Annotated in this window: 21 protein-coding genes; 3 read left to right on the top strand and 18 right to left on the bottom strand. The window is 62.1% G+C overall.

Annotated features, from left to right (window positions below; all coding sequences use genetic code 11):
• Positions 1–13 precede the first annotated feature (13 nt).
• The gene (locus tag B0G75_RS05685; protein ID WP_181309179.1) at positions 14–733 is read right to left on the bottom strand and encodes an ABC transporter substrate-binding protein; all 720 of its coding nucleotides are present in this window, start codon (positions 731–733) and stop codon (positions 14–16) included.
• 186 nt (positions 734–919) lie between these two features.
• On the bottom strand, positions 920–1,147 hold the full coding sequence (locus B0G75_RS05680; protein ID WP_106301585.1) for a hypothetical protein: 228 nt from the start codon (positions 1,145–1,147) through the stop codon (positions 920–922).
• 320 nt (positions 1,148–1,467) lie between these two features.
• On the opposite strand from B0G75_RS05680, the gene B0G75_RS05675 reads away from it, so the two are divergent.
• A complete protein-coding gene (locus B0G75_RS05675; RefSeq protein WP_146142477.1) occupies positions 1,468–1,968 on the top strand; it encodes a hypothetical protein in 501 nt (166 codons plus the stop codon).
• A 202-nt stretch (positions 1,969–2,170) separates the two neighbouring features.
• The gene (locus tag B0G75_RS05670) at positions 2,171–3,238 is read left to right on the top strand and encodes a catalase (protein ID WP_106301579.1); all 1,068 of its coding nucleotides are present in this window, start codon (positions 2,171–2,173) and stop codon (positions 3,236–3,238) included.
• Between the two features lie 64 nt (positions 3,239–3,302).
• Here the strand turns inward: B0G75_RS05670 and B0G75_RS05665 are convergent, their stop codons facing one another.
• The 16 genes from B0G75_RS05665 to B0G75_RS05595 form a co-directional block, all read right to left on the bottom strand.
• Positions 3,303–4,406 (bottom strand): porin, encoded by a 1,104-nt coding sequence (locus B0G75_RS05665; protein ID WP_374956875.1) that lies wholly within the window; start codon positions 4,404–4,406, stop codon positions 3,303–3,305.
• Positions 4,407–4,432: 26 nt separating this feature from the next.
• Positions 4,433–4,801: a Rieske 2Fe-2S domain-containing protein gene (locus tag B0G75_RS05660; RefSeq protein ID WP_106301572.1), complete on the bottom strand. Its 369-nt coding sequence runs from the start codon at positions 4,799–4,801 to the stop codon at positions 4,433–4,435.
• A 12-nt stretch (positions 4,802–4,813) separates the two neighbouring features.
• Complete coding sequence (locus B0G75_RS05655) at positions 4,814–5,677, bottom strand: intradiol ring-cleavage dioxygenase (RefSeq protein ID WP_258194232.1); 864 nt, start codon at positions 5,675–5,677, stop codon at positions 4,814–4,816.
• Positions 5,678–5,685: 8 nt separating this feature from the next.
• Entirely contained in the window at positions 5,686–6,777 is a 1,092-nt protein-coding gene (locus B0G75_RS05650) for a branched-chain amino acid ABC transporter permease (protein WP_258194231.1), read from the bottom strand.
• A 10-nt stretch (positions 6,778–6,787) separates the two neighbouring features.
• The gene (locus B0G75_RS05645) at positions 6,788–7,654 is read right to left on the bottom strand and encodes a branched-chain amino acid ABC transporter permease (protein WP_106301566.1); all 867 of its coding nucleotides are present in this window, start codon (positions 7,652–7,654) and stop codon (positions 6,788–6,790) included.
• Positions 7,651–8,361 (bottom strand): ABC transporter ATP-binding protein, encoded by a 711-nt coding sequence (locus B0G75_RS05640; RefSeq protein WP_106301563.1) that lies wholly within the window; start codon positions 8,359–8,361, stop codon positions 7,651–7,653. Before B0G75_RS05640 ends, B0G75_RS05645 begins: the two co-directional genes overlap by 4 nt.
• Positions 8,362–8,363: 2 nt before the next feature.
• Positions 8,364–9,086, bottom strand: a complete 723-nt coding sequence (locus B0G75_RS05635; protein ID WP_106301560.1) for an ABC transporter ATP-binding protein — start codon at positions 9,084–9,086, stop codon at positions 8,364–8,366.
• A 20-nt stretch (positions 9,087–9,106) separates the two neighbouring features.
• The gene (locus B0G75_RS05630) at positions 9,107–10,057 is read right to left on the bottom strand and encodes an ABC transporter substrate-binding protein (protein WP_258194230.1); all 951 of its coding nucleotides are present in this window, start codon (positions 10,055–10,057) and stop codon (positions 9,107–9,109) included.
• Positions 10,058–10,080: 23 nt separating this feature from the next.
• Positions 10,081–10,395 carry a hypothetical protein gene (locus tag B0G75_RS41185; protein WP_258194229.1) on the bottom strand — a complete coding sequence of 105 codons (315 nt, stop codon included), beginning with the start codon at positions 10,393–10,395 and terminating at the stop codon, positions 10,081–10,083.
• 41 nt (positions 10,396–10,436) lie between these two features.
• Positions 10,437–11,495: a maleylacetate reductase gene (locus B0G75_RS05625; protein ID WP_106301557.1), complete on the bottom strand. Its 1,059-nt coding sequence runs from the start codon at positions 11,493–11,495 to the stop codon at positions 10,437–10,439.
• A 6-nt stretch (positions 11,496–11,501) separates the two neighbouring features.
• The gene (locus B0G75_RS05620; RefSeq protein ID WP_106301554.1) at positions 11,502–12,965 is read right to left on the bottom strand and encodes an aldehyde dehydrogenase family protein; all 1,464 of its coding nucleotides are present in this window, start codon (positions 12,963–12,965) and stop codon (positions 11,502–11,504) included.
• A gap of 95 nt (positions 12,966–13,060) precedes the next feature.
• Positions 13,061–14,056: a hydroxyquinol 1,2-dioxygenase gene (locus tag B0G75_RS05615; RefSeq protein ID WP_106301551.1), complete on the bottom strand. Its 996-nt coding sequence runs from the start codon at positions 14,054–14,056 to the stop codon at positions 13,061–13,063.
• 35 nt (positions 14,057–14,091) lie between these two features.
• Positions 14,092–14,583, bottom strand: coding sequence for a hydroxyquinol 1,2-dioxygenase (locus tag B0G75_RS05610; protein ID WP_106301548.1), 492 nt, complete (start codon positions 14,581–14,583; stop codon positions 14,092–14,094).
• Positions 14,584–14,747: 164 nt separating this feature from the next.
• The gene (locus tag B0G75_RS05605; protein WP_106301545.1) at positions 14,748–15,713 is read right to left on the bottom strand and encodes a LysR family transcriptional regulator; all 966 of its coding nucleotides are present in this window, start codon (positions 15,711–15,713) and stop codon (positions 14,748–14,750) included.
• A gap of 71 nt (positions 15,714–15,784) precedes the next feature.
• Entirely contained in the window at positions 15,785–17,158 is a 1,374-nt protein-coding gene (locus B0G75_RS05600; RefSeq protein WP_106301542.1) for an MFS transporter, read from the bottom strand.
• 139 nt (positions 17,159–17,297) lie between these two features.
• The gene (locus B0G75_RS05595) at positions 17,298–18,431 is read right to left on the bottom strand and encodes a porin (RefSeq protein ID WP_106301539.1); all 1,134 of its coding nucleotides are present in this window, start codon (positions 18,429–18,431) and stop codon (positions 17,298–17,300) included.
• A 543-nt stretch (positions 18,432–18,974) separates the two neighbouring features.
• Here B0G75_RS05595 and B0G75_RS05590 point away from each other — a divergent pair.
• Entirely contained in the window at positions 18,975–19,529 is a 555-nt protein-coding gene (locus tag B0G75_RS05590) for a DUF4863 family protein (RefSeq protein ID WP_106301536.1), read from the top strand.
• Positions 19,530–19,572: the final 43 nt, after the last annotated feature.

The raw sequence follows: 19,572 nt of genomic DNA, 5'->3' as shown, positions 1-19,572 counted from the left end.
TTCGCTTGAGACGTTAGTCGCTCTCTTTCGCCACCACCGCGCCGGCGATCTGATGCCGCGCCAGCGACGCCGTGACGAAGCCGGACGCCTTCATGTCCTCGACGAATTTCGACAGGTACGCGGCGGCGTCATCGCCTTTTGCTTTGGGTACGCCCATTGCCTGACGGATCACCATGAAGCGCTGATCCAGTATTCGCAGCCCATTTTTGCCGGCCGCGTCTTTCTCGAGTTGCTGCTTGACGCCAGCGGCCACGTCCAGATGCTGCTCTAGAAAACCCTGTACGACTGCGGGCGAAGTCGGAATGCGGACGAGAGTCGCATGGTGCAGCTCACGCGTCAGAAACAGATCGTAGGCGCTGCCCTTGCCGACCGCGACGGTCAGGCCGGTTTGATCGACCTGCTCGTTCGTGGTGATCGGTGAGCCGTCGCGCACGAGATAAAAGCCTTCTATCAGCACGTACGGTTTCGTGAAAGCGATTTCCTGTCCACGCTTCGGATCGGCGGCGAAGAAACCGATGTCGGCCTTGCCCTGCTCGACATTCTCAACCGACGCGCCCGCCGACTTCACCGCGATCAGTTGCAGCGGCACGCCGAGCCGCTTGGCGAGTTCCGTGGCGAGATCGACGGATACGCCGACGGGTTGACCCGTCGCCGGATCGAGCGCGGCCAGCACGGGGTTGCCGAGATTGATCGATGCGCGCAGCGTGCCGCTCGGAGCGAATACGGCGGCCATCGATGCGCTGGCGGGTTTTGACGTGGCGGCCTGCGCGGCGCTCGCGTCGTTGGGTTGCGCGAATGCGGGCAAGACCGCGCTGGATACCAGGATGGATGTGAGTAGTCTAAGCATGCTGCTGTGTCGCTTCGTACTTTAAAAGTTTGTTATAGGGCATGCAGGCCCTCCCGGAGCATCCCAGCCTCCTCAGGATAGCGAAGCAAGCATGTTCGACAGCCGTCTGATGTGAGCCTTGAATGCGTCGCTAGCTTCGCGGTCGGTGGTGGGGTTCAGTTGCGAGGTCTCGGCGAGTTGCGCCTGCTCGTGGAAATCGTTAGCGACCGCGCGTCGCACGTCCGGCGGCAACGAGCGCACGATGGAGACCAGCAGTGCCTCTTCGGCGTGGATCATGCCCAGAATCGAATGCGTGTCCATGGCAACAACTCCGTTGATGGCGCAATAAGTTCAATCTAGCACGCTCCGCGCCGAATATTCCGGTTACTTCCGCATACCTCTCGTTACAAACCGCCGGCGGCCGGTTGGTTATGATGTGCGATCGCATCGCTCTGAGCATCCGTTGGCTAATTATGAGGAATTTCGGAAAAGCATTGGTAGTCGGCCTGGTGCTAGCAGAAGTCGCATTCGCCGTTTACCTACTGTCCCCCAAAAATGATCCGTCGACCCGCGATCCGGGAGCCGTTACGGATGGCTCTGCCGCGCTGGCTTCGGATAAGGTTCAGTCCGGCACCCTGCAAGTGACCGCCGGCAATGCAAACGGCGCACCGTCGCCCGGCGCGAGCACGGATGACGCCGCACGCGTGCCCGCGCAAATCCCCGCGCAATCTGTGCGGGGACACATCACATCTGCGCCCGCGCCCGAACCGTCAACAGAGCACACCGCGCAATTGCCGCAGCAACCGGCGCAACCGCACCCGCAAACCGTGCAAACGCCCGCAGTGGCGACCGTGCTGGCCGGCAACGATTCAAAAACAGCCACCGTCGTGCAACCCGGCCGCGGCCGTGACGGCCTGCACCGCCGCGATTCGAGTTCGGTCTCGTCCTCGGCAACGGACGAACTCGTCAGGGAATCCGCCAAGCTCGATCCGACGCTGCCGCCGCCTGAGCCATTCGTGCACGATGATCAGCCTCATCGCGGCTCGAACGCGGTCGGGGCCGCGATGACGGAACAACTCGTCAGAGAGTCCGCCAAGCTCGGTCCGTCATTGCCGCCGCCGAATCCGTCGGGCGTGCACTAATTGGGTGAACCGCCGCGCGTGCGACCACGTCGATCGACGTGAGCGCCACGATCACGCGCCAACTGCTCAAGCGATGATGAGTTCGATTGCGCCGTAGTCTACGATGTAGTGCACGTCCATGTGCTCCAGCAGCAGCACAGCCGCTATCCCGGCGCAGGCTTGGACGCATTCCCATCGCAGCGCCCCTTGATGGAGGACGAGCATGGCCAACGACTCCCCCGACATGGCAGAACGCGGCACCGGCTGGATCGACCAGCCCGACAATGCTCAGGCGATCGCACTGCTCGTCGAAAAAATCAAGGCACAGCAGGCGACGATTGCCGCGAGCAGCGCGACTCATCTTGACGGACGCATCGATCGCGGCCAGCATCAGAAGCAAACGCTGGGCGCCTTCGGCACGCTGCGGATCTTCGAAACGATCCCCACTGCGCTCAAGCATGGTCCTTTCGCGAAACAGGACGAGCTGGAGCGCTCGCTTTGCTATCGGGTCGCCTGCCGTTTTTCGAACGGCCAGCCCTGTCCTTTCTCCGACCAGGCCGCCGACGTTCGCGGCGTCGCCATCAAGTTCTTCACCGCCGAAGGCATTGAAACCGACCTCCTCATGACCAACGAGGGCGGCCGTTCGCACGCGCGAAACGCGGTGCAGTTCATGGATTTCGCCGATATCCTCGTCGCCCAGATCGCCAGGGGCGCGTTTGGGGCCTTGGAGCAGGCGTCGATGGAACTGTTGAGCGGCACGCTGGGCCCAGTCGAGACGGCACGTATCGTCGCGATCCTTGCCAGGGAAACGACGCTGCACTCCGTCGAAAGCCTGACGACCGAGCGGTTCTGGGGCTCGGTCGTGAAGCTCGGTCCCGCAGCAATCAAGTATTCGCTGCAACCTGAAGACACGACTGCGCCGGGGACCGACGGCGACCGTCACGGCGACGACTATCTGCGCGAAGACCTGTTGAACCGCCTGAATAAAGCTCCGCTCAAGTGGCAACTCTGCGCGCAGTTCTTCGTGGATGAAGAAAGCACGCCGGTCAACGATGCATCGGTGGTATGGGCCGGGACGCCGATTGCGATCGGCGTGCTGGAGATTGCGTCGATGGCTTCCGCCGACGACGAAGCGCGCATCAACCAGATGGCATTCAACCCGGCCAACGGCTTCGAACCGCTCGGCATCACGCACGCCCGCAAGGACGTCTACGCGGCCAGCGCCGCAAATCGCAAGGACCGCGGCGTCTTGTCGAGCGAGGAAGCGCGCCGGTGCATTGGGCCGGCGTGAAAACCGCATGCAGCGAGGTGGATCGTCGCGAAGCTTCGCGACGAGACCGTGCGCCGCTGCCCTGTCAAAAGCTCGTACGCAAACCAATGCGCGCAAGCGTCTGCGACCGGTTGCTCGCCGCGCCATCCGGTTGCAGCAAACCGTTGATCCATGCCCGCGTCACAGCCGCGTCGCCGCTGGCGCGCTGATAGATCGCCTCGACGTAAGCGGTGGTGCGTTTCGAAAAGCTGTACTGCAACGCGGTGGTGACCTGTTGCGCCTTGTTGTTCAGCAGCACGTCGTTGCCCTTCATATACGCGTAGTCGAGACCGAGCGTCCACGGCGCTGAGATCGTCCATGACGCGCCGCCCTTGTAGACGTCGATCTTCGCGCCGCTCGCGGTATTTTTCGTATTGGTGTAGAGCAGCATCGCCAGCACGCTGCCGAAGTTGTAATGCGCGCCAAAGCCAAAATTGCGGATGCCGTCGTGACCGTCGCCCAGTTGCGGGTACTTCACCTCGACATACGCCGCGCCGATACCCAGCGGGCCGTTCGCATAGTTGGCGCCGAAGCTCATTGTCGAGTCCGACGAGAAAGAGCCGGGCACGCCGCCGAATCCATAGAGCGCCCCAAACGTGAAACCCGAGATGTCGGGGCTGCGATACTTGACCGAGTTTCCTACTCGCGTCGCGCCTGCCATGCGGTCGAAATCGAATGAACCGGCTGGATTGTTCGGCACGCCAAGCGCGGTGAACGGCCCCTGGCGAAAATCGTAGATGCCGCCGAACAGGAATGCGCCGTCGTACAGGCCGAGTGTTAGCGTCTCGAACATGAAATCGTACTGGTTGCCGAAGGTCAGCGAGCCGAAGCGGTCGTTGGTGAGACCGACCAGCGCCGTGCGGTTGAACAACTGCCCTGCGCCTGGAATCGTCGCGCCGGTGCCCAGATCGAACTGCGACGTGAGTTCGAAGATCGCCTTGTTGCCGGCGCCCAGATCTTCGCTGCCTTTGAACGTCAGCAAGTCCGGCGACAGCACGCCGCTATCGAACAGCGTCGCGGCGCCGCCATGCTGGTTATTCACGTAGGTGACGCCCGCGTCGATCACGCCTTGCAGCGTCACGCTGCTTTGCGCGCCGGCTATATTCGGCACGATACCCGGCGCGATGCAGGCGAACGTGAAGCCTGCGATCGCCAGGCACTTCGGTTTCCTGCGTTTCATAGCTGTCTCCTCCAGTCGTTGTTGAATATCTGTCGTTGTTCGATGCGGATCTCGACCGGCGTGAGCGATGCGCCCTCACACGGTCCATCGACGCACGCGCCGTCTTCGAAGCGGAACATCGCGCTGTGATGCGCGCACATCAGCAGTTCGGCGTCGTAGGCCCAGAACGTGTTCGGTTCGTAGTTCAGCGGAATCGAAAAGTGCGGGCACATGTTGCGGTATGCCCATGCGTCGTCGCCGCGGCGCAGAACCACGATGCCTGGCGCGCCAGCCCGATCAGCGGGGATTTCAAGCGCGCCGCCGTCGGGAATGTCATCGAGCGTGCAGAGAAAGCCTTGAAGAGGATCGGGACTCGCCGCGTTCATCGCCTCGCCTCCTCATGCGCGATGAGCGGACAGCACGAAGTCGCGCTGTACTTCGAAGAACGGACTCGGCAGCGCCCACTCTTTTGCGGCGGCTGCGTCGTGATTCGGCACGTAGTCGATCACGAGCGACGGCTTCGAGCCGAACACCGCGTCCGATTTGACATAGGGATCGCCGTCGGAGTAAAGCGCGGTTGTCAGCGTCTCGTAGCCGGGCGCGACGATCAGGAAATGGATATGGGCAGGCCGCATCGGATGACGTCCGGTCGCCAGGAGCATCTGCCCGACCGGGCCGTCGGTCGGAATGGGATAGCTGGTCGGTTTGATGGTCCTGAATGCGTATTCGCCGTTCGGCCCTGAGCGGAATTTGCCGCGCAGGTTGCTCTCGGGCTGATCGGGATCCTGGCCTTCGTACATGCCGTTGTTCGCGGTTTCCCACACCTCGATCAACGCACCGGCCACCGGCGCGCCGCGCTCATCGACGAGACGGCCATGAATCAGCGTCGGCTCGCCTTCCGTGCGCGCGATGTTGGCGCCGAATTCCTCTTCCTTCGCACCCTCGCGATAGAACGGGCCGAGCAGGCTGCTTTCGGTGGTGACACCGCCGCGCTCGTGATTGATCGCATCGACCATGATCGACAGGCCGAGCGTGTCCGACAGCAGGATGAACTCCTGGCGGATGCCTTTGCACATCTTGCCGGTGGCCGTCAAAAACTCGATGCCGCGAAGCCATTCGTCGCCGGTCAGTTCAACTTCGCTGGCGAAAGCATGCAGGTGTGTGACCAGCGCGGTCATGATCTGCTTGAGGCGTGGATCGGTGCAATCGGCGAACGTATCGAGCACGTTCTGAGTTAAGGGATGGATGGTTTTATCGTTCATGGTTGGCCTCATGCGCGGTGTGCCGCCGAGCCCGCGTCGAGCGAATCCGACGCGCCGTCGGGCGAGCGTTGTTGAGCCGGGCCGGCGTCGCGAAACACGACGCGCCGGCCCACGGGGAACAATTGCAGGCCGTAACGGTGCGAGACGAAGCCCCATAGTCCTTGCGGAAAGAACAGGGTCACGACGATCGCCAGCGCACCGAGGCCGATCAGATACCAGGTGCCGAAATCGGACAGGAACTGGTTCAATAGAAAGAAGATCAGCGCGCCGATGATCGGCCCTTCGAGCGTGCCCAGCCCGCCGATCATCACGATGAAAATACCGAACGCGCTCCAGTTCACCGAAAACGCGGCGTCGGGCGAAATGCGCAGGTTGCCGATGAAGTACAGGCCGCCCGCCAACGCGGTGCCGCACGCCGACACCAGATAGACGATCAGGCGCGCGCGCTTCACGTCCACGCCCTGACTGCTGGCCGCCACCGCGTTGTCGCGCATCGCAGTGAGCGCGAGACCGGCTTTCGAACGCAGGAACAGATACAGCAAGCCGATCGCCGCCGCGACGATGGCCAGCGCGAGCCACAGCGTCAGCGATTCGCGCAATGCACGCGGCACGTCCTGCAATGCGGTAAGACTCGTGCCCGAGCCGCCGCCGAGCAGCGAGACGTTCGCCACCGTGAGCCGGAACACTTCAGCGATCACCCAGGTGCCGATCGCGAAGTAGCCGCCTTCGAGCCGGAACGCCACCATCGACACCGGAATCGCCACCACCGTCGCAATCATCGCCGCAATCGGCACCGCGATGAACGGCGAGATGCCGCAGTAGTTGGCGAGAATCAGCATCCCGTAGCCGCCGATGCCGAAGAACGCCTGCTGGCCGATCGACACCATCCCGCCATAACCCGCCAGCAGGTTCCACATCAACGCGAATACCAGGTAGGACGCCAGCTGTACGAAGTCGCGCATCGCATCGCGTCCGGCCCACCACGGCGCACTTGCCACCGCCAGCGCGACGATCAGCAGCACGATCACCGCCACGCGGCTCGCACGCGTCGCGCGCCGCACCTCGAAGCCCGCTGCGGGCTGGTTCAATTGCATGGTCATGTCGAAGCCTCTATGCGGTTTTGGGCAGCAAGCCCTGCGGCCGCGCCACCAGCACGCCGAGAAACACCACGTGGCCGAGCCAGATGCCCCAGCCGGGGTCGAAGTAAAAGCCCACCTGCTGCGCGATACCCAGCGCCATACCGCCGACGAAGGTGCCCCAGAACGACCCCATGCCGCCGATGATCACCGCCTCGAACGCATACAGCAGCAGGGCCGGCCCATCGGTCGGCGACACCGCTGTGCGCATCGAATAGAGCGCCGCGGCCACCGCGGTCAGCACGAAGGCGATGCCCATCGCCAGCGCATAAGTGCGGCGATACGAGACACCCATCAGCTGCACGATCTCGCGGTCGTCCGAGGTGGCGCGAAACGCGCGGCCGAGCGGCGTGCGGCCGAACAGCCACTGCATCGCGAAGGCGAGCGCCACGGTTGCCACCAGCGTGACGAGCGGCAGATAGCCGAGCGTGATGCCACCCGCCAGCGTGATGCTGCGCGACTCGAAACTGCCGGTGGCGATGGAACGTGGATCGGCGGAAAAGATCTGCTGCAGCACGTTCTGAATCACGATCGACAGACCGAACGTGACGATCAGCGACGGCAGCGGATCACGGCTGCTGACGCGGTTGAGCAGCGCGAACTGCACGCCATAGCCCGCACCGAACGCGATCACGAGCAACAGCACGAGCGCGACGGCGAGCGGCAGATGGGCGAAGCTCGTCAACGCGAACAGCACGAACACCAGCAGCACGATAAAGTCGCCATGCGCGGTATTGGTGAGCCGCATCACGCCGAACACGAGTGACTGGCCCATCGCGAAGAGCCCGTAGAGCGCGCCCAACAGCACGCCCTGCACGACGATATTGATGAACGTGTTCATGCGGCCACTCCAAAATATGCCTGCGTGATCGCCTCGTCCGACACCTCCGCCGATACGCCCGTCAACGAAACACGCCCTTCCTGCAAGCAATAAAAACGCGACGACACGCGGCGTGCGAGCTGCACGTCCTGTTCGACGACGATCGCGCTCATGCCATGCGCGACGATCTCAGGCAACGCCGCATAGATTTCGCGGACGATCACCGGCGCGAGGCCGAGCGAAAGTTCGTCGCACATCAGCAGATCGGGGTTGCTCATCAAGGCGCGGCCGATCGCCACCATCTGTTGCTGACCGCCCGACAACGCGGTGGCAGCGTGATGGCGGCGCTCCCGCAACGCCGGGAACAGCGCATAGACGCTTTGCAGATTCCAGCGTCCCGGCCGCTTGCTGAACGCGCCCAGCAACAGGTTTTCTTCGACGGTCAAACTCGCGAACAGGCGCCGCCCTTCCGGCACCAGCGCAATGCCCTTACCAACGATGCTCGCTGCCGCAGCAGCGCCGATCGGCTCGCCGCGATAGAGAATCTGCTCGGCAGTGCGCGGGCGCAGCAGGCCAGCCACCGATTTCAGAAAGGTCGATTTACCCGCGCCGTTCGATCCGATCAGCGCGACTACTTCGCCCGGCGCAACCTTCACGTCGATGCCGAACAGCGCCTGGAAGTCGCCGTAAAACGCGCTCAGCGCATGAGTCTCCAATAGTGCCGCCATGGTCAAGCCTCCAGTCCGAGATACACGCGCCGCACTTCGGGGTCGTCCATCACGGCGGCGGGCAGGCCCTCCGCGAGGCGCTTGCCGAAGTTGATGACCAGCAGACGGTCGGCCACCGCGAGCAGCGCATGCACGACATGTTCGATCCACACGATCGTCACGCCACGCTCCTTGACGCGGCGAATCTCGTCGACGAGGGCGTGCGTTTCAGGTTCGGTAAGGCCGCCCGCGATCTCGTCGAGCAGCAGCAGTTGCGGCTGCGTGGCGAGCGCGCGAGCCAGTTCTAGCCGCTTGCGGTCGAGCAATCCCAACGTTCCGGCCAACTGGTTGGCCCGAGCTTTGAGGCCAGTGCGTTCGAGCACATCGACGCAGACGTCGTACGCGGCGTGGCCGCTCAATTGGCCGCCGAAGGTCGCACCGACCAGCAGGTTCTCGAACACCGTCATTCCGCCGAACGGCCGCGGCACCTGATACGAGCGGCCGATCCCCGCCGCGCAACGTCGATGCGGCGGCAAGTGATTCACATCCGCGCCGTCGAACTCGACGCTGCCCTGATCGGGCCGCACGTCGCCGCTGACGAGGTTGAATAGCGTGGTCTTGCCGGCGCCGTTCGGACCAAGAATGCCGTACGTTTCGCCGCGTTCGACCGCGAAGCTGATGTCGTCGGTCACCTGCAGCGCGCCGTAACGCTTCGACACGCTGGTGAGTCTGAGCACTGGGTTCATCGCTGCTCTCCGCTTTGAATTCAGGCAATCAACTTGAGTGGGCCGGATAGCGGCACGCTCGGCGCGAGCTGGTTGTTGACGATGGCGAGATCGAAGGGATGCTTCTGCCCTTTCACCCATTGGCCGCCGACGAGCGGCGTCTTCGCGACGTTCTTCACCGGACCGTTGCCCCACGCGACATGGCCGACCAGCGTATCGAGCTTCGTCGAGGCCACGGCGTCGCGGATCGCTTCGTTCGAGTCGACGTCTTTTGCGCGCTTCAATGAATCGACCGCGATTTCGAACAGCGCGTGAGCGAAGCCGATTGGCTGGGTCCATTGCTTCGAGGTAACGCGTTCGTAGTCGTCGGCGACTTGCCGCGCGCTTTGCCCCGTCAGCGACGATTTGAACGGATGCGAAGGCGACCACCACACCTCAGTGGAAAGTCCGTCGCCGAGATCGCCGAGCGCTTCGATCGAGGTCGGAAACAGCAGCGCCTTGCCGATCGAAATGACCTTGGGTTTCAAACCCTGCTGACGCGCCTGAACGAGAAAGTTCTTGGCGTCGGGCGGAATCACGACACCCGTGACGATCTGCGCATTCGACTGCTTGAATGAAGAAATCTGCGCGGAGAAGTCCTGCGTCATGCTCTGGAAGCGGCCCGGGTCCTTGAGCGTGAAGCCCTTCTGCGCGAGCACCGGCGGAAAGCCGAGCTTTGCGTCGCCCCATGCATTGCCGTCGCCGTCGTTGGGGAACAGACCGCCCACGCTGTGATTGGTCTGCACCGATTGCCACATGCCGGTATAGACGGTGATCACATCTTCCAGTCCCCAGAAGAAGTGATAGGTGAAGCGGAAGCCTTTCTTCGGATCGCCCTTTCTGCCGAAGAACCACGGCTGCCACGGCACCACCGTCGACACGCACGGCATCTCGTTCAGCTCGCACGCGTCGCTCACGGGATTGGCGGTCTCCGGCGTGCCGGACACCAGCATGATGTCGACCTTGTCCTTGAGGATCAGGTCGTTGGCGACTTCGCGGCGCGGTTCGGGTTCGACTGGCTGTCCTTGACCACGATCGACACCGGATACGATTTGCCGCCGATCACGATGCCGTTCTTCAGCGCGGTCTGCATCTGCTGGATCGTGAAGCGATCTGCTTCCCCGAATGGCGCGAGCGGTCCGGTTTGCGGCGATACGTAGCCGATTTTCAGCGTGCGCGGACCGGCCGCGAAAACAAGCGGCGAAAACGCCGAGGTCGTGGCGGCGAGCGCGCCGCCTGCCGCGAGGCTGACAAAGCGGCGGCGCCTCGCATCGAAAGTATGTGAGTCCATGGTTGTCTCCTGAATTTTTTTGTATGAGTGAAGTGGGCGCGCTAGTCGGGTCGCCGTCCGTCGAAGGCGGCTTCGAGCAAGGCACGCAGTGGTATTCGTTCGACCGGCCGCGGATTCCAGTACGGGTTCTTCAATGCGAGATCGAGTGCGACATCGAGATCGGTTGCGGTTAGGCCGATGTCTTTTAACGCCGTCGGTGCACCGTGATCGTGTGCGAGATCGAACACGGCTTGCGCCGCGTCGTCGGCGTGCAATGCATGGGCGATACGCTTCATCGCCTCGGGAGCGGCCGCGCGGTTGTAGGCGAGCACGTGCGGCAAGACGATGGTGTGCGTCTCCGCGTGCGGCAGATTGAAGGTGCCGCCAAGCGTATGGCACAGCTTGTGATGCAAGGCCATGCCGACACTGCCGAGCACCGCGCCGCATAGCCAGGCGCCGTACAGGCAATCGCCACGTGCGCTAAGGTTTTCCGGTTGTTGCATCACGCGAGGCAGTCCCTGACCGAGCGCGCGAATGCCCTCTTCCGCCATCAGGCTGACGATCGGATTCGCGTCCTGTGCGTAGAGCCCTTCCGCCGCGTGGGCGATGGCGTTGATGCCGCTCGTCAGCGACAACGCGGGCGGCAGCGACGTCGTCAATTCCGGGTCGTAGATCACCGTCTTCGGCAGCACACGCAAATCGCGGCCGGTCTTTTTGACGCCGCCCTCGGTGAGGCCGTAGATCGGTGTCATCTCGGAGCCCGCATACGTGGTCGGAATCGCAATGATCGGTAGCGCGGTTTCGAGCGCAATCGCCTTGCCGAGCCCTGTGGTGGAACCGCCGCCTATCGCGATCGCGCAATCGGCGCCGACGCTTGCGGCGAAGTCGCGTGCCGCGCGAGCGGTTTCGACTGGCACGTGCATCACGGCTTCGGCGTACACGCCTGCCGCCCGCGAGCCGAGACTTGCCGCGAGCGCTTCGGCCTGCGCACGCTGTTGCGGCGTGGACAGCACGATCGCCCGCGTGGCGCCGAGCAAACCGATCTCGCGATCGAGCTGGTCGAGACTCCCCGCGCCGAAAATCACGCGTGACGGCAGTCCGTTATAGATGAACGGTTCCATGGTGGCTCAGCGCGGGTAGTAAGGCGGAATCTGCGCGTCCACGTTGACCCAGACCGACTTGGGCTGCGTGTATTCGCGCATCGCTTCGAAGCCCATTTCACGGCCGTAGCCGCTTGCGCCGACGCCGCCGAACGGCGACGCGGGGCTCACGCGCTTATAGCAGTTGATCCACACCATGCCGGCGCGAATCTCGCGAGCCACCAGATGCGCGCGTTGCAGATCGCGGGTCCACAGACCCGCGCCGAGACCGTATTCGGTGCCGTTCGCAATCGCTAGCGCTTCTTCGTCGGTGCGGAATGTCGTGACCGTCATGAACGGCCCGAACACTTCTTCCTGCGAGACCCGATGCTCCGGCTTCGCTTCGACGATGGTCGGCTCGACATAGCAACCGTTGGCGAGCGCGGCATTGTCCGGCGCTTTGCCTCCTGCCAGCACGCGGCCGCCCTGTTCGCGGGCGACATCGACAAACGACAGCACGCGGTCGCGATGCTGACGCGACGTGAGCGGCCCCATTTCGGTGGATGGATCGAGCGGATCGCCGATCTTGATCGTGCGGCTCAATGCGGCGAACTTTTCGAGCACCTCGTCGGCGATCGATTCATGCACGATCATCCGCGAACCGGCGATGCAGGCCTGCCCCTGGTTGTGAAAGATGGCGAACGCGGAGCCTTGCACCACGGCGTCGATATTGGCGTCGCCGAATACGATGTTCGCGCCCTTGCCGCCGAGTTCGAGCTGCACCTTCTTCAGATTTCCGCTCGACGCCTGCACGATTTTGCGGCCCACCGCGGTCGATCCAGTGAAGGCGACCTTGCTGATCTCCGGATGTTCGGCAATATACTGCCCCGTCACGTGCCCTAGGCCTGGCAGAATATTGACGACGCCTTCCGGAAAACCCACTTCGGCCATCAGCTCGGCAATCGCGAGACTCGAGAGCGGCGTGAGTTCGGCGGGCTTCATGATCACGCAGTTGCCTGCGGCGAGCGCCGGCGCCATCTTCCAGCTCGTGAACATCAACGGGAAATTCCACGGCACCACTTGCCCAACGATGCCGACCGGCTCGCGCGTCATATAGTTCAGAAAGCCCTGCTCGACCGGAATCACCGAACCTTCGAACTTGTCGGCCATGCCGCCGAAATAGCGGAACGTGACTGCTGTGCGCGGCACATCGAGATTGCGCGTATCGCGGATCGGGTGGCCCGTATCGAGCGATTCGAGGCGCGCGAGTTGATCGGCATTCGCTTCGATCGCGTCAGCCAGTTTGAGAAGCAGGCGCCCGCGCTCCATCGCGGCGAGATTGCTCCACTTCGGAAACGCCGCCTTCGCTGCCGCGACGGCGCGATCGACATCGGCCGGGCCCGCCATCGCGACTTCGGCGATCACCGAGTTGTCGTGCGGATTGAGGGAGGCGAGCGTTTCGCCGTTTGCAGCCGGCACGAAGCGGCCGCCGATGAAGAGTTGCGTTTGCATGTCAGTCCTGTGCAAGTAAAACCTGGACGCGACTTTCCCCGCGGCGCCAGCGGTCTGGCGCCGTTCGATCGACGATCAGGGGGAATGCCGGAGAGTTACATCTGGATCGGATACGGCGGCAGTTCACCGCTTTCGTAGCGCTTGGGCAGATCGGGCGTGGCGTTCTCCCACACCAGCAGCATCGAACGCTTCTGCGAGTAGCCCTTGTGGCGGATATCGGCCGGCATCGCGGCAATATCGCCTGCGTTCATCGTGATGCGTGCGCGCGGCTCGCCGCTGTCCTTGTCGGCGACATCCCAGATGATCTGGTCGGACAGTTGCAGGAACCACTCGACGCGGTCGTTGCCGTGAAACACCGGCAGCACGAATTCCTCGGTGGTCGGGCAGAACAGGCTCTGCTGGCACACCGACGTGACCGACGGATTCCACGTCACGTCCGAGCGCGACAGGTATTTGAAAAGACTGAACGCATGCAGCGCGCCTTCAAAACCCGGCTCCGCGTGAATCTCGGGTTCGTCCTGGCCGACGTCGGCAAACTGGCGATTGACGGGCAGATCGTCGCGCAACGGCGAGTCGCCTTCGAGGCCCGGCATGCGCTTGGTGGCAATCCGCGTGCGCTCGATTGCGGCAATGTTGTCGCCGTGTTTCGTGCCGAATGCGGAGCCGGTTTCTTCCGGCGCGGCGAACGGGTCGAAGCCTTCGTTGACCCAGTCCTTCAGGATCGCCTTGAAGGTCGCCATGATGAGCGGGGTGTCGAATTGCTGCATATGATCGACGCCCGCCTCCTTGAAGCTCGCGTTATACGCGCCGGCGTACATGTCGACCTTGCCGTAGTGATTGCGCGTGCCGATCACCTCGTCGAAGTTGACCCAGCCGTAGAAGAAACCCCATGCGACGTCGCGCATCATCGCGCGCAGGAAGTCGTCGGCGTGCATCTGGTGCGAGCGGGTCTGGCCTTTGGCCGGCCATCTGACGGTGGCGAAATAAGCGTCGCGGCTGAATTCGAAATCGCCGAGGCAGAAGGTGCGATAGCCGGTGACCGCGTCGGCCTCGCTCGCGGTGACGTTTTGCAGGGTGCTCGGTTTGTTCATGATGGGCTCCGGATGGATCGATCGTGTAGAGGGATTCAGTGGATGCAGATGTCGGCCCACTTCTCGACCGAATAGCGTCCGAGGATCGTCTGCACGAGCAGCACGCCTTTGGTCTTCGCTTCGAAGCGATAGGCGGCGCCGGCGGGCAGGAGTGCCTGATGGCCGCGACGCAGCCGCACGTGTCCCATCGACTGGCCCGATGGCTGGCCTTCGAGGCGCACGCTGCCTTCGGTCTGCGCGTCGACCAGCGGGCCATCCGAGGGCTTGATGAAATAGATGTCGATCTCGCCGTCGAGCACGACCGCGAACTCATCGTGCGACGCAGCAAACCACGGCGACGAACCTTCCGCGCGCAGCGTCTCGATCACGTACTTGAGATTCTTGCCGACGACGACTTTCTCGTAGGGCTCAGCGCGGCTCGCCACGTCGAACACATTCGACATCGCGTAATGTTCCGGTTTGCCCTTGATGATTTCGATGGAGCCTTTCCGAAAGTTGTCCAGGCTGCCGAACCAGGTTTGTTGCATGTCTGCCTCCAGTTGATCCACGAATGCGTTGCTTGCATCGAAGATTAAGCGGCGGCAGGCGCTACAGCAATGCTCTGAGGGTCGGGAAACACGAACCTTAGGTGCTCCAGAATCGCGCCAGGGAAACTACCTGGTGGCGAACCCTGGGCGGCCTCGAACGGCCCTCAACTGTCGGATAGTTCCTCGCCGACGCTTTTCGTTTCGTCGTCCGGCGGTGCGATGCCGAGCGCCCTGTCCCACTGCGGCTCACGCAGATAGCGCGCGCGCAGGAAGTCGACGAAGGTCTTGACCTTGGTGGTCGAGCGGTGCGATGCAGGATACACCGCCGAGAGCCACAGCGGCGGCGCCGCGTACTCGGGCAGCACGCGCTCGAGCCGGCGCTCGAGCAGGTCGGCGGCGGCAACCATGGTCGGCAGATAGACGACGCCCGCGCCGGCTCTCGCGAATTCCAGCAGCAGGTGCACGCTATTGGTTTTGAGCACCGGATTCAGCGCGATTTCAAAGCACTCGTTGCCGCGCATCAGCGGCCACTTGTCGCCCCACGGGTAATACGAATAGCGGGCGAAATCGTGGCGCAGCAAATCGAGCGGTGTCTCGATCAGCGGTTCCTCCTTCAGATAGCCGGGCGCGGCACAGAGCACCCCGCGCACCGGAAAGAGACGGCGTTCGACCAGCAGGTTCGACGCCGGCGGATAGATTTGCAACGCCAGATCGAAGCCTTCCTGAACCGGATCGATAACGCGGTCGTTGACGGTCACGACGAATTCCACGCGCGGGTATGCGGCGCGGAATTCGATCAGCGTCTGCGAAAAATGGCCGAGCGCGAAGCCCGGCAGAACGTGGATATTGAGCGTGCCCGCGAGCGCCTGCGGATCGCCGCGCGAGCGGCCGGACAGATCGTGGACCTTGGTGACCAGTTCGGCGCACTCGCGGTAATACGTCTCGCCGAGTTCCGACAGGCGCACCGCCCGGGTCGAACGATGAAAGAGCGGCACGCCGAAATGGTCTTCGAGCTGCTTGACGCGCGAGGTCACCACCGACTTGGCGACACCCAGCTGGCGCGCCGCGCCGGCGAAGCTCTGCGCTTCCGCGGCGCGGACGAACGCTTCCATCGATGTGAATAGATCCAATGCTGTCTCCTGTCGCCGTCATCTCCTCTGTACCGAGATGCTAACTCGAATTCGGCGACGTGCCGCTTTTCTTATGGACTCGGATCGACAATTGCGGCTTGCAAGCTCCCCTGCTTACTATTGACCGACACCGCCACAAGCAATGCCATCGCCGCGACACAGGCGGGCGCCGCCATCGAAGTCAAAATGGCGATCATGCTATAGCCGGCAGCTGAGAGCGCGCCCCCACCGAGCGCACCGAGAATACCGCCCAGGCGCCCGATGCCCAGCATCCACGCAACGCCGGATGCGCGCCCGTGCGTCGGATAGAACAGCGCCGCAAGGGCCAGCATCGACATTTGCGCGCCCGTCATGCAGACACCCGCCACGAAAGTCGCGATCCCAAGCGACTGAACATTGGCCGTGCCTTGCCCCATTGCGCAGACAGCGCCACCTAGCAGCAGAAATGCGAGCGCGACCACTCGCCAGGGATTAAAGCGGTCCATCAACCAGCCGCAGCCCAAAGCGCCGATTACGCCTCCCGCCGGAAACAGTGCCGACACCAGCGACGCCTGACGCAATGTGAACCCCGCGTCATGGATCATCGTCGGCATCCAGCTCGTCAGCATGTAATAGACAAGCAGGCCCATGAAGTACGCTACCCACAGCATCAACGTGCCGAATCTGTAACGTGCGGAAAGGATAAGCGCAAGCGGCGCTTTTTCCTTCTCGCTCACCCGCTCGGATACAGAGAACTTGGAAACAGTCACCGGTTCTCCATTGGCAATTCTTTGAAGTACTCGGCGAATCTGCTCAGCTGGCCAACCCTTGATCACCATGAATCGCACCGACTCCGGCAGCGCGACAAGGGCACATGCAAGCAGGACCGGGGCAATGCCGCCTGCGACGAAGATCGCGCGCCATCCGAACTCAGGTATCAATGCAGCCGAGACCACGCCACCGGCTGAAGCGCCTAACGTGAATCCGCAGAACATGACGTTCAACAGCAAGGAGCGAGATCTCGCCGGCACATATTCCGACAGCAACGTCGTCGCGTTGGGAAGTGCGGCGCCAAGCCCGATGCCGGTCAGAAATCGAAAGACCGATAGTTGCCAAACACCCGAGGCGAACACGCAGGCAATCGTCCACACACCGAAAAAGCAGACTGATCCGATCAGAACCTTGCGACGCCCGATCCTGTCGGCAATCGGTCCGGCAAGCAGTGCCCCAATTGCGAGGCCCACGAGCGCGGCACTCAATACGGGGCCCAGCGCGATTTTTGTCACGCCCCACTCTTTCGCGATCGCCGGCGCAACGAAGCCGATTGCGCTGGTATCGAATCCGTCCAGCGCGACGATCAGAAAGCAGAAAAACAAAATCAGCCACTGATAAGGTGAAAATCTCCGATCGTCGATGAAACGCTCGACGTCGAGTACATTCTGCTCGCCGATACTCTGTGTGCTCATACCAACTCCGTTATCAGGCGGGCGGAGCGTTCGCCAGAACACCGTCCGCCTGTCTTGATTAATGTTTGCCCTGCGGATTCACGCAGCACGAGTGGCCCGTCGCTTCGATCGGGCAACTCGTGCTTCGTCACGTGCCCGCTCAGAACAGATGCCGAATGCCTGCCATCGCGCCGAACTGGCCCATACCCGCCGCCGGTGTCGTGCCCCCACCGCCCGCGCTCGCAGAAAAGCGCGCCTTCGCGCTGTTCCACAAATAAGTACCGCCGATATAAACAGCGGTAGCTTTCGACAGGAAGTAAGTGGCGCGAAGCGTTGTCATCGTTGCCCGCGCATCCTGCTCCCGAACCACGATCCGAAAGCCTTCGCCGTCGATCACAAAGCTCGGTGTCACGAAATACTCGGCGCCTACGAAGAAGAGATTCGATCGCACATCGGGCGCGGTTATGGCGTTCGTCTCGACGTGTCTTCCCAGCCACCCCGCGCCGAGCTTCAAGCCGGCGAATTTCACGTACCCGTTCGCCGCGATGCGCGTGTCCTTGTCCACGCCCGACGTAATGGGAAATGTCCCGAGGCCGTCAAAGAAATTCGCTGCGGCATTTGTACCGCCTCGCTGTTCGTCGTACGCAGTCGCAACGCCAAAGCTTGCCCCGTCGTACTTGAGCGTTGCACTCCACTCGTGACATGGGTTGAACTGACCTGCAACCTGACCAGCACAGGTGCCCTGTCCCGGCGAATTGCCGGTGCCAGCCGAGTCGCGTCCGAACGAATACGAGGCGCCGACAGTCACTCCTTTGAAGGTGCCTTTGTAGACGATGCTGTTATCGCTACGCGCATTAGGCAGATAGTTGTCCAGCGCGCCAATCCCGTGGACATCGGGACCCAGCATGTCCGCATCGGACAAAGCCCAATAGACCATGTTGTATTGGCGTCCAAAGTTTAGCGCCCCCCACGGTCCATCAAGGCCAACCCATGCCTGCCGACCGAAAAGACGCCCTCCTTGTCCAATGTCTCCGGCTCTCGTATTGAAGCCGTTCTCGAGGGTAAAGACGGCCTTCCAACCGCCCCCGAGGTCCTCGGCTCCGCGCATCCCCCATCGCGACGGCAATTCCCCGCTGATACCCGGCATCCGAATGACGTGATCGCCCGCGGCATTTGCATGAGACACGTACTCGATACCGGTATCGATCAAGCCATACAGTGTGACGCTGCTCTGTGCGAAAGCCGATGCACTCAACATCCCAAGACCGATTGCTGCAAACCCTCCACGCTTCATACTCCTCCCAATGATTGACTAGTCTCTTCGTCATCCAAACTACTTTATGTGATACGGATCATTGGTCCGGAGCTTATGTTTGCAAATAAAAAGCAACAACACGGTGAAACGCGGGGCGACGGAAATCCGCCCTGCATCTGCGGAACGTATGAAAAATTTAAATTCTCCTGCCGGCACGCAGATGCGTGTACTTTTCTTTTGCGCGGCGCGGACAGAGGTGACTTTCATACGCTCACGTCTTTAAGAGAGAACCGCCGGGCCACTAGCTTATCGAAATGAATTGTGTTCATATGCCTATTGAACGTAGCAACTCGCAGCCTCCACACGGCGCCTCGACCGGTTCCTATTGCGGCGTGCGGCACTTGAACATCATTCAATGTGGTATTGAAAACTCGCCCCTTCGTCCTCGAGCAGCGATGTGGCATCGTGACTGCAGCGGTGAGCGCCTGAGCGATAAACGTCGACGGGCAACGCCCACCATCTTCGACGCGGCGTCGTCGATCCGGACTGCACGAGCAGCCCTTCACATCAGTGAGGACCAACTTGTCACAAGCCAACCCAAGCAATAGAGATGAACTGATAGCGAAATGCCTGCCGTTTCTCGAAGAGGTCAAGGACATGACTACGGGTAACGAGGTCGAACAGTGGCTCAACGAAAAATACGGCACGTCGAGCGAGTTTTACAAGGATCTCAAACGCCTGATCACAATTGGCGTAGTGGAAGAAGGCTGGGCGGCCAACATTGAAATAGCCGGACGCAAGTATCGGCGCGCACGTCTTGTCGACCCGTCAGAAGAGACTTTTGGATTCAGCATTACGGCCGTCTATATGGACAGTGCCGGCAATGACCAGAACAATCCGGAGGGAAGCTTCCGGGGTGATTACCATGCGCATCCGTACGGCGAATTCAACATGGTGGTGTCGCTAAACGAAGGTGCGGCCCTCGCCGGTCCAAACGGTTGGTGCTATGGCGGTTGGACCGCGCCGGCGCCGGGCAGTCATCACTATCCGGAAGCAAAGGGCGGTGCAATTATCGCGTTGTTTTTTCTGCCTGCTGGCCGCATTGCGTACAACGTCAAGGCGCCTGACGCAGATTGATCGAATGCAGGACCCGTCGGTAACGGCGTGTCCTGCATTTGCT

It is taken from the genome of Paraburkholderia sp. BL18I3N2, from assembly GCF_003001875.1.
GTDB lineage: Bacteria > Pseudomonadota > Gammaproteobacteria > Burkholderiales > Burkholderiaceae > Paraburkholderia > Paraburkholderia phytofirmans.
This window is presented reverse-complemented; position numbering and strand designations above follow the sequence as displayed.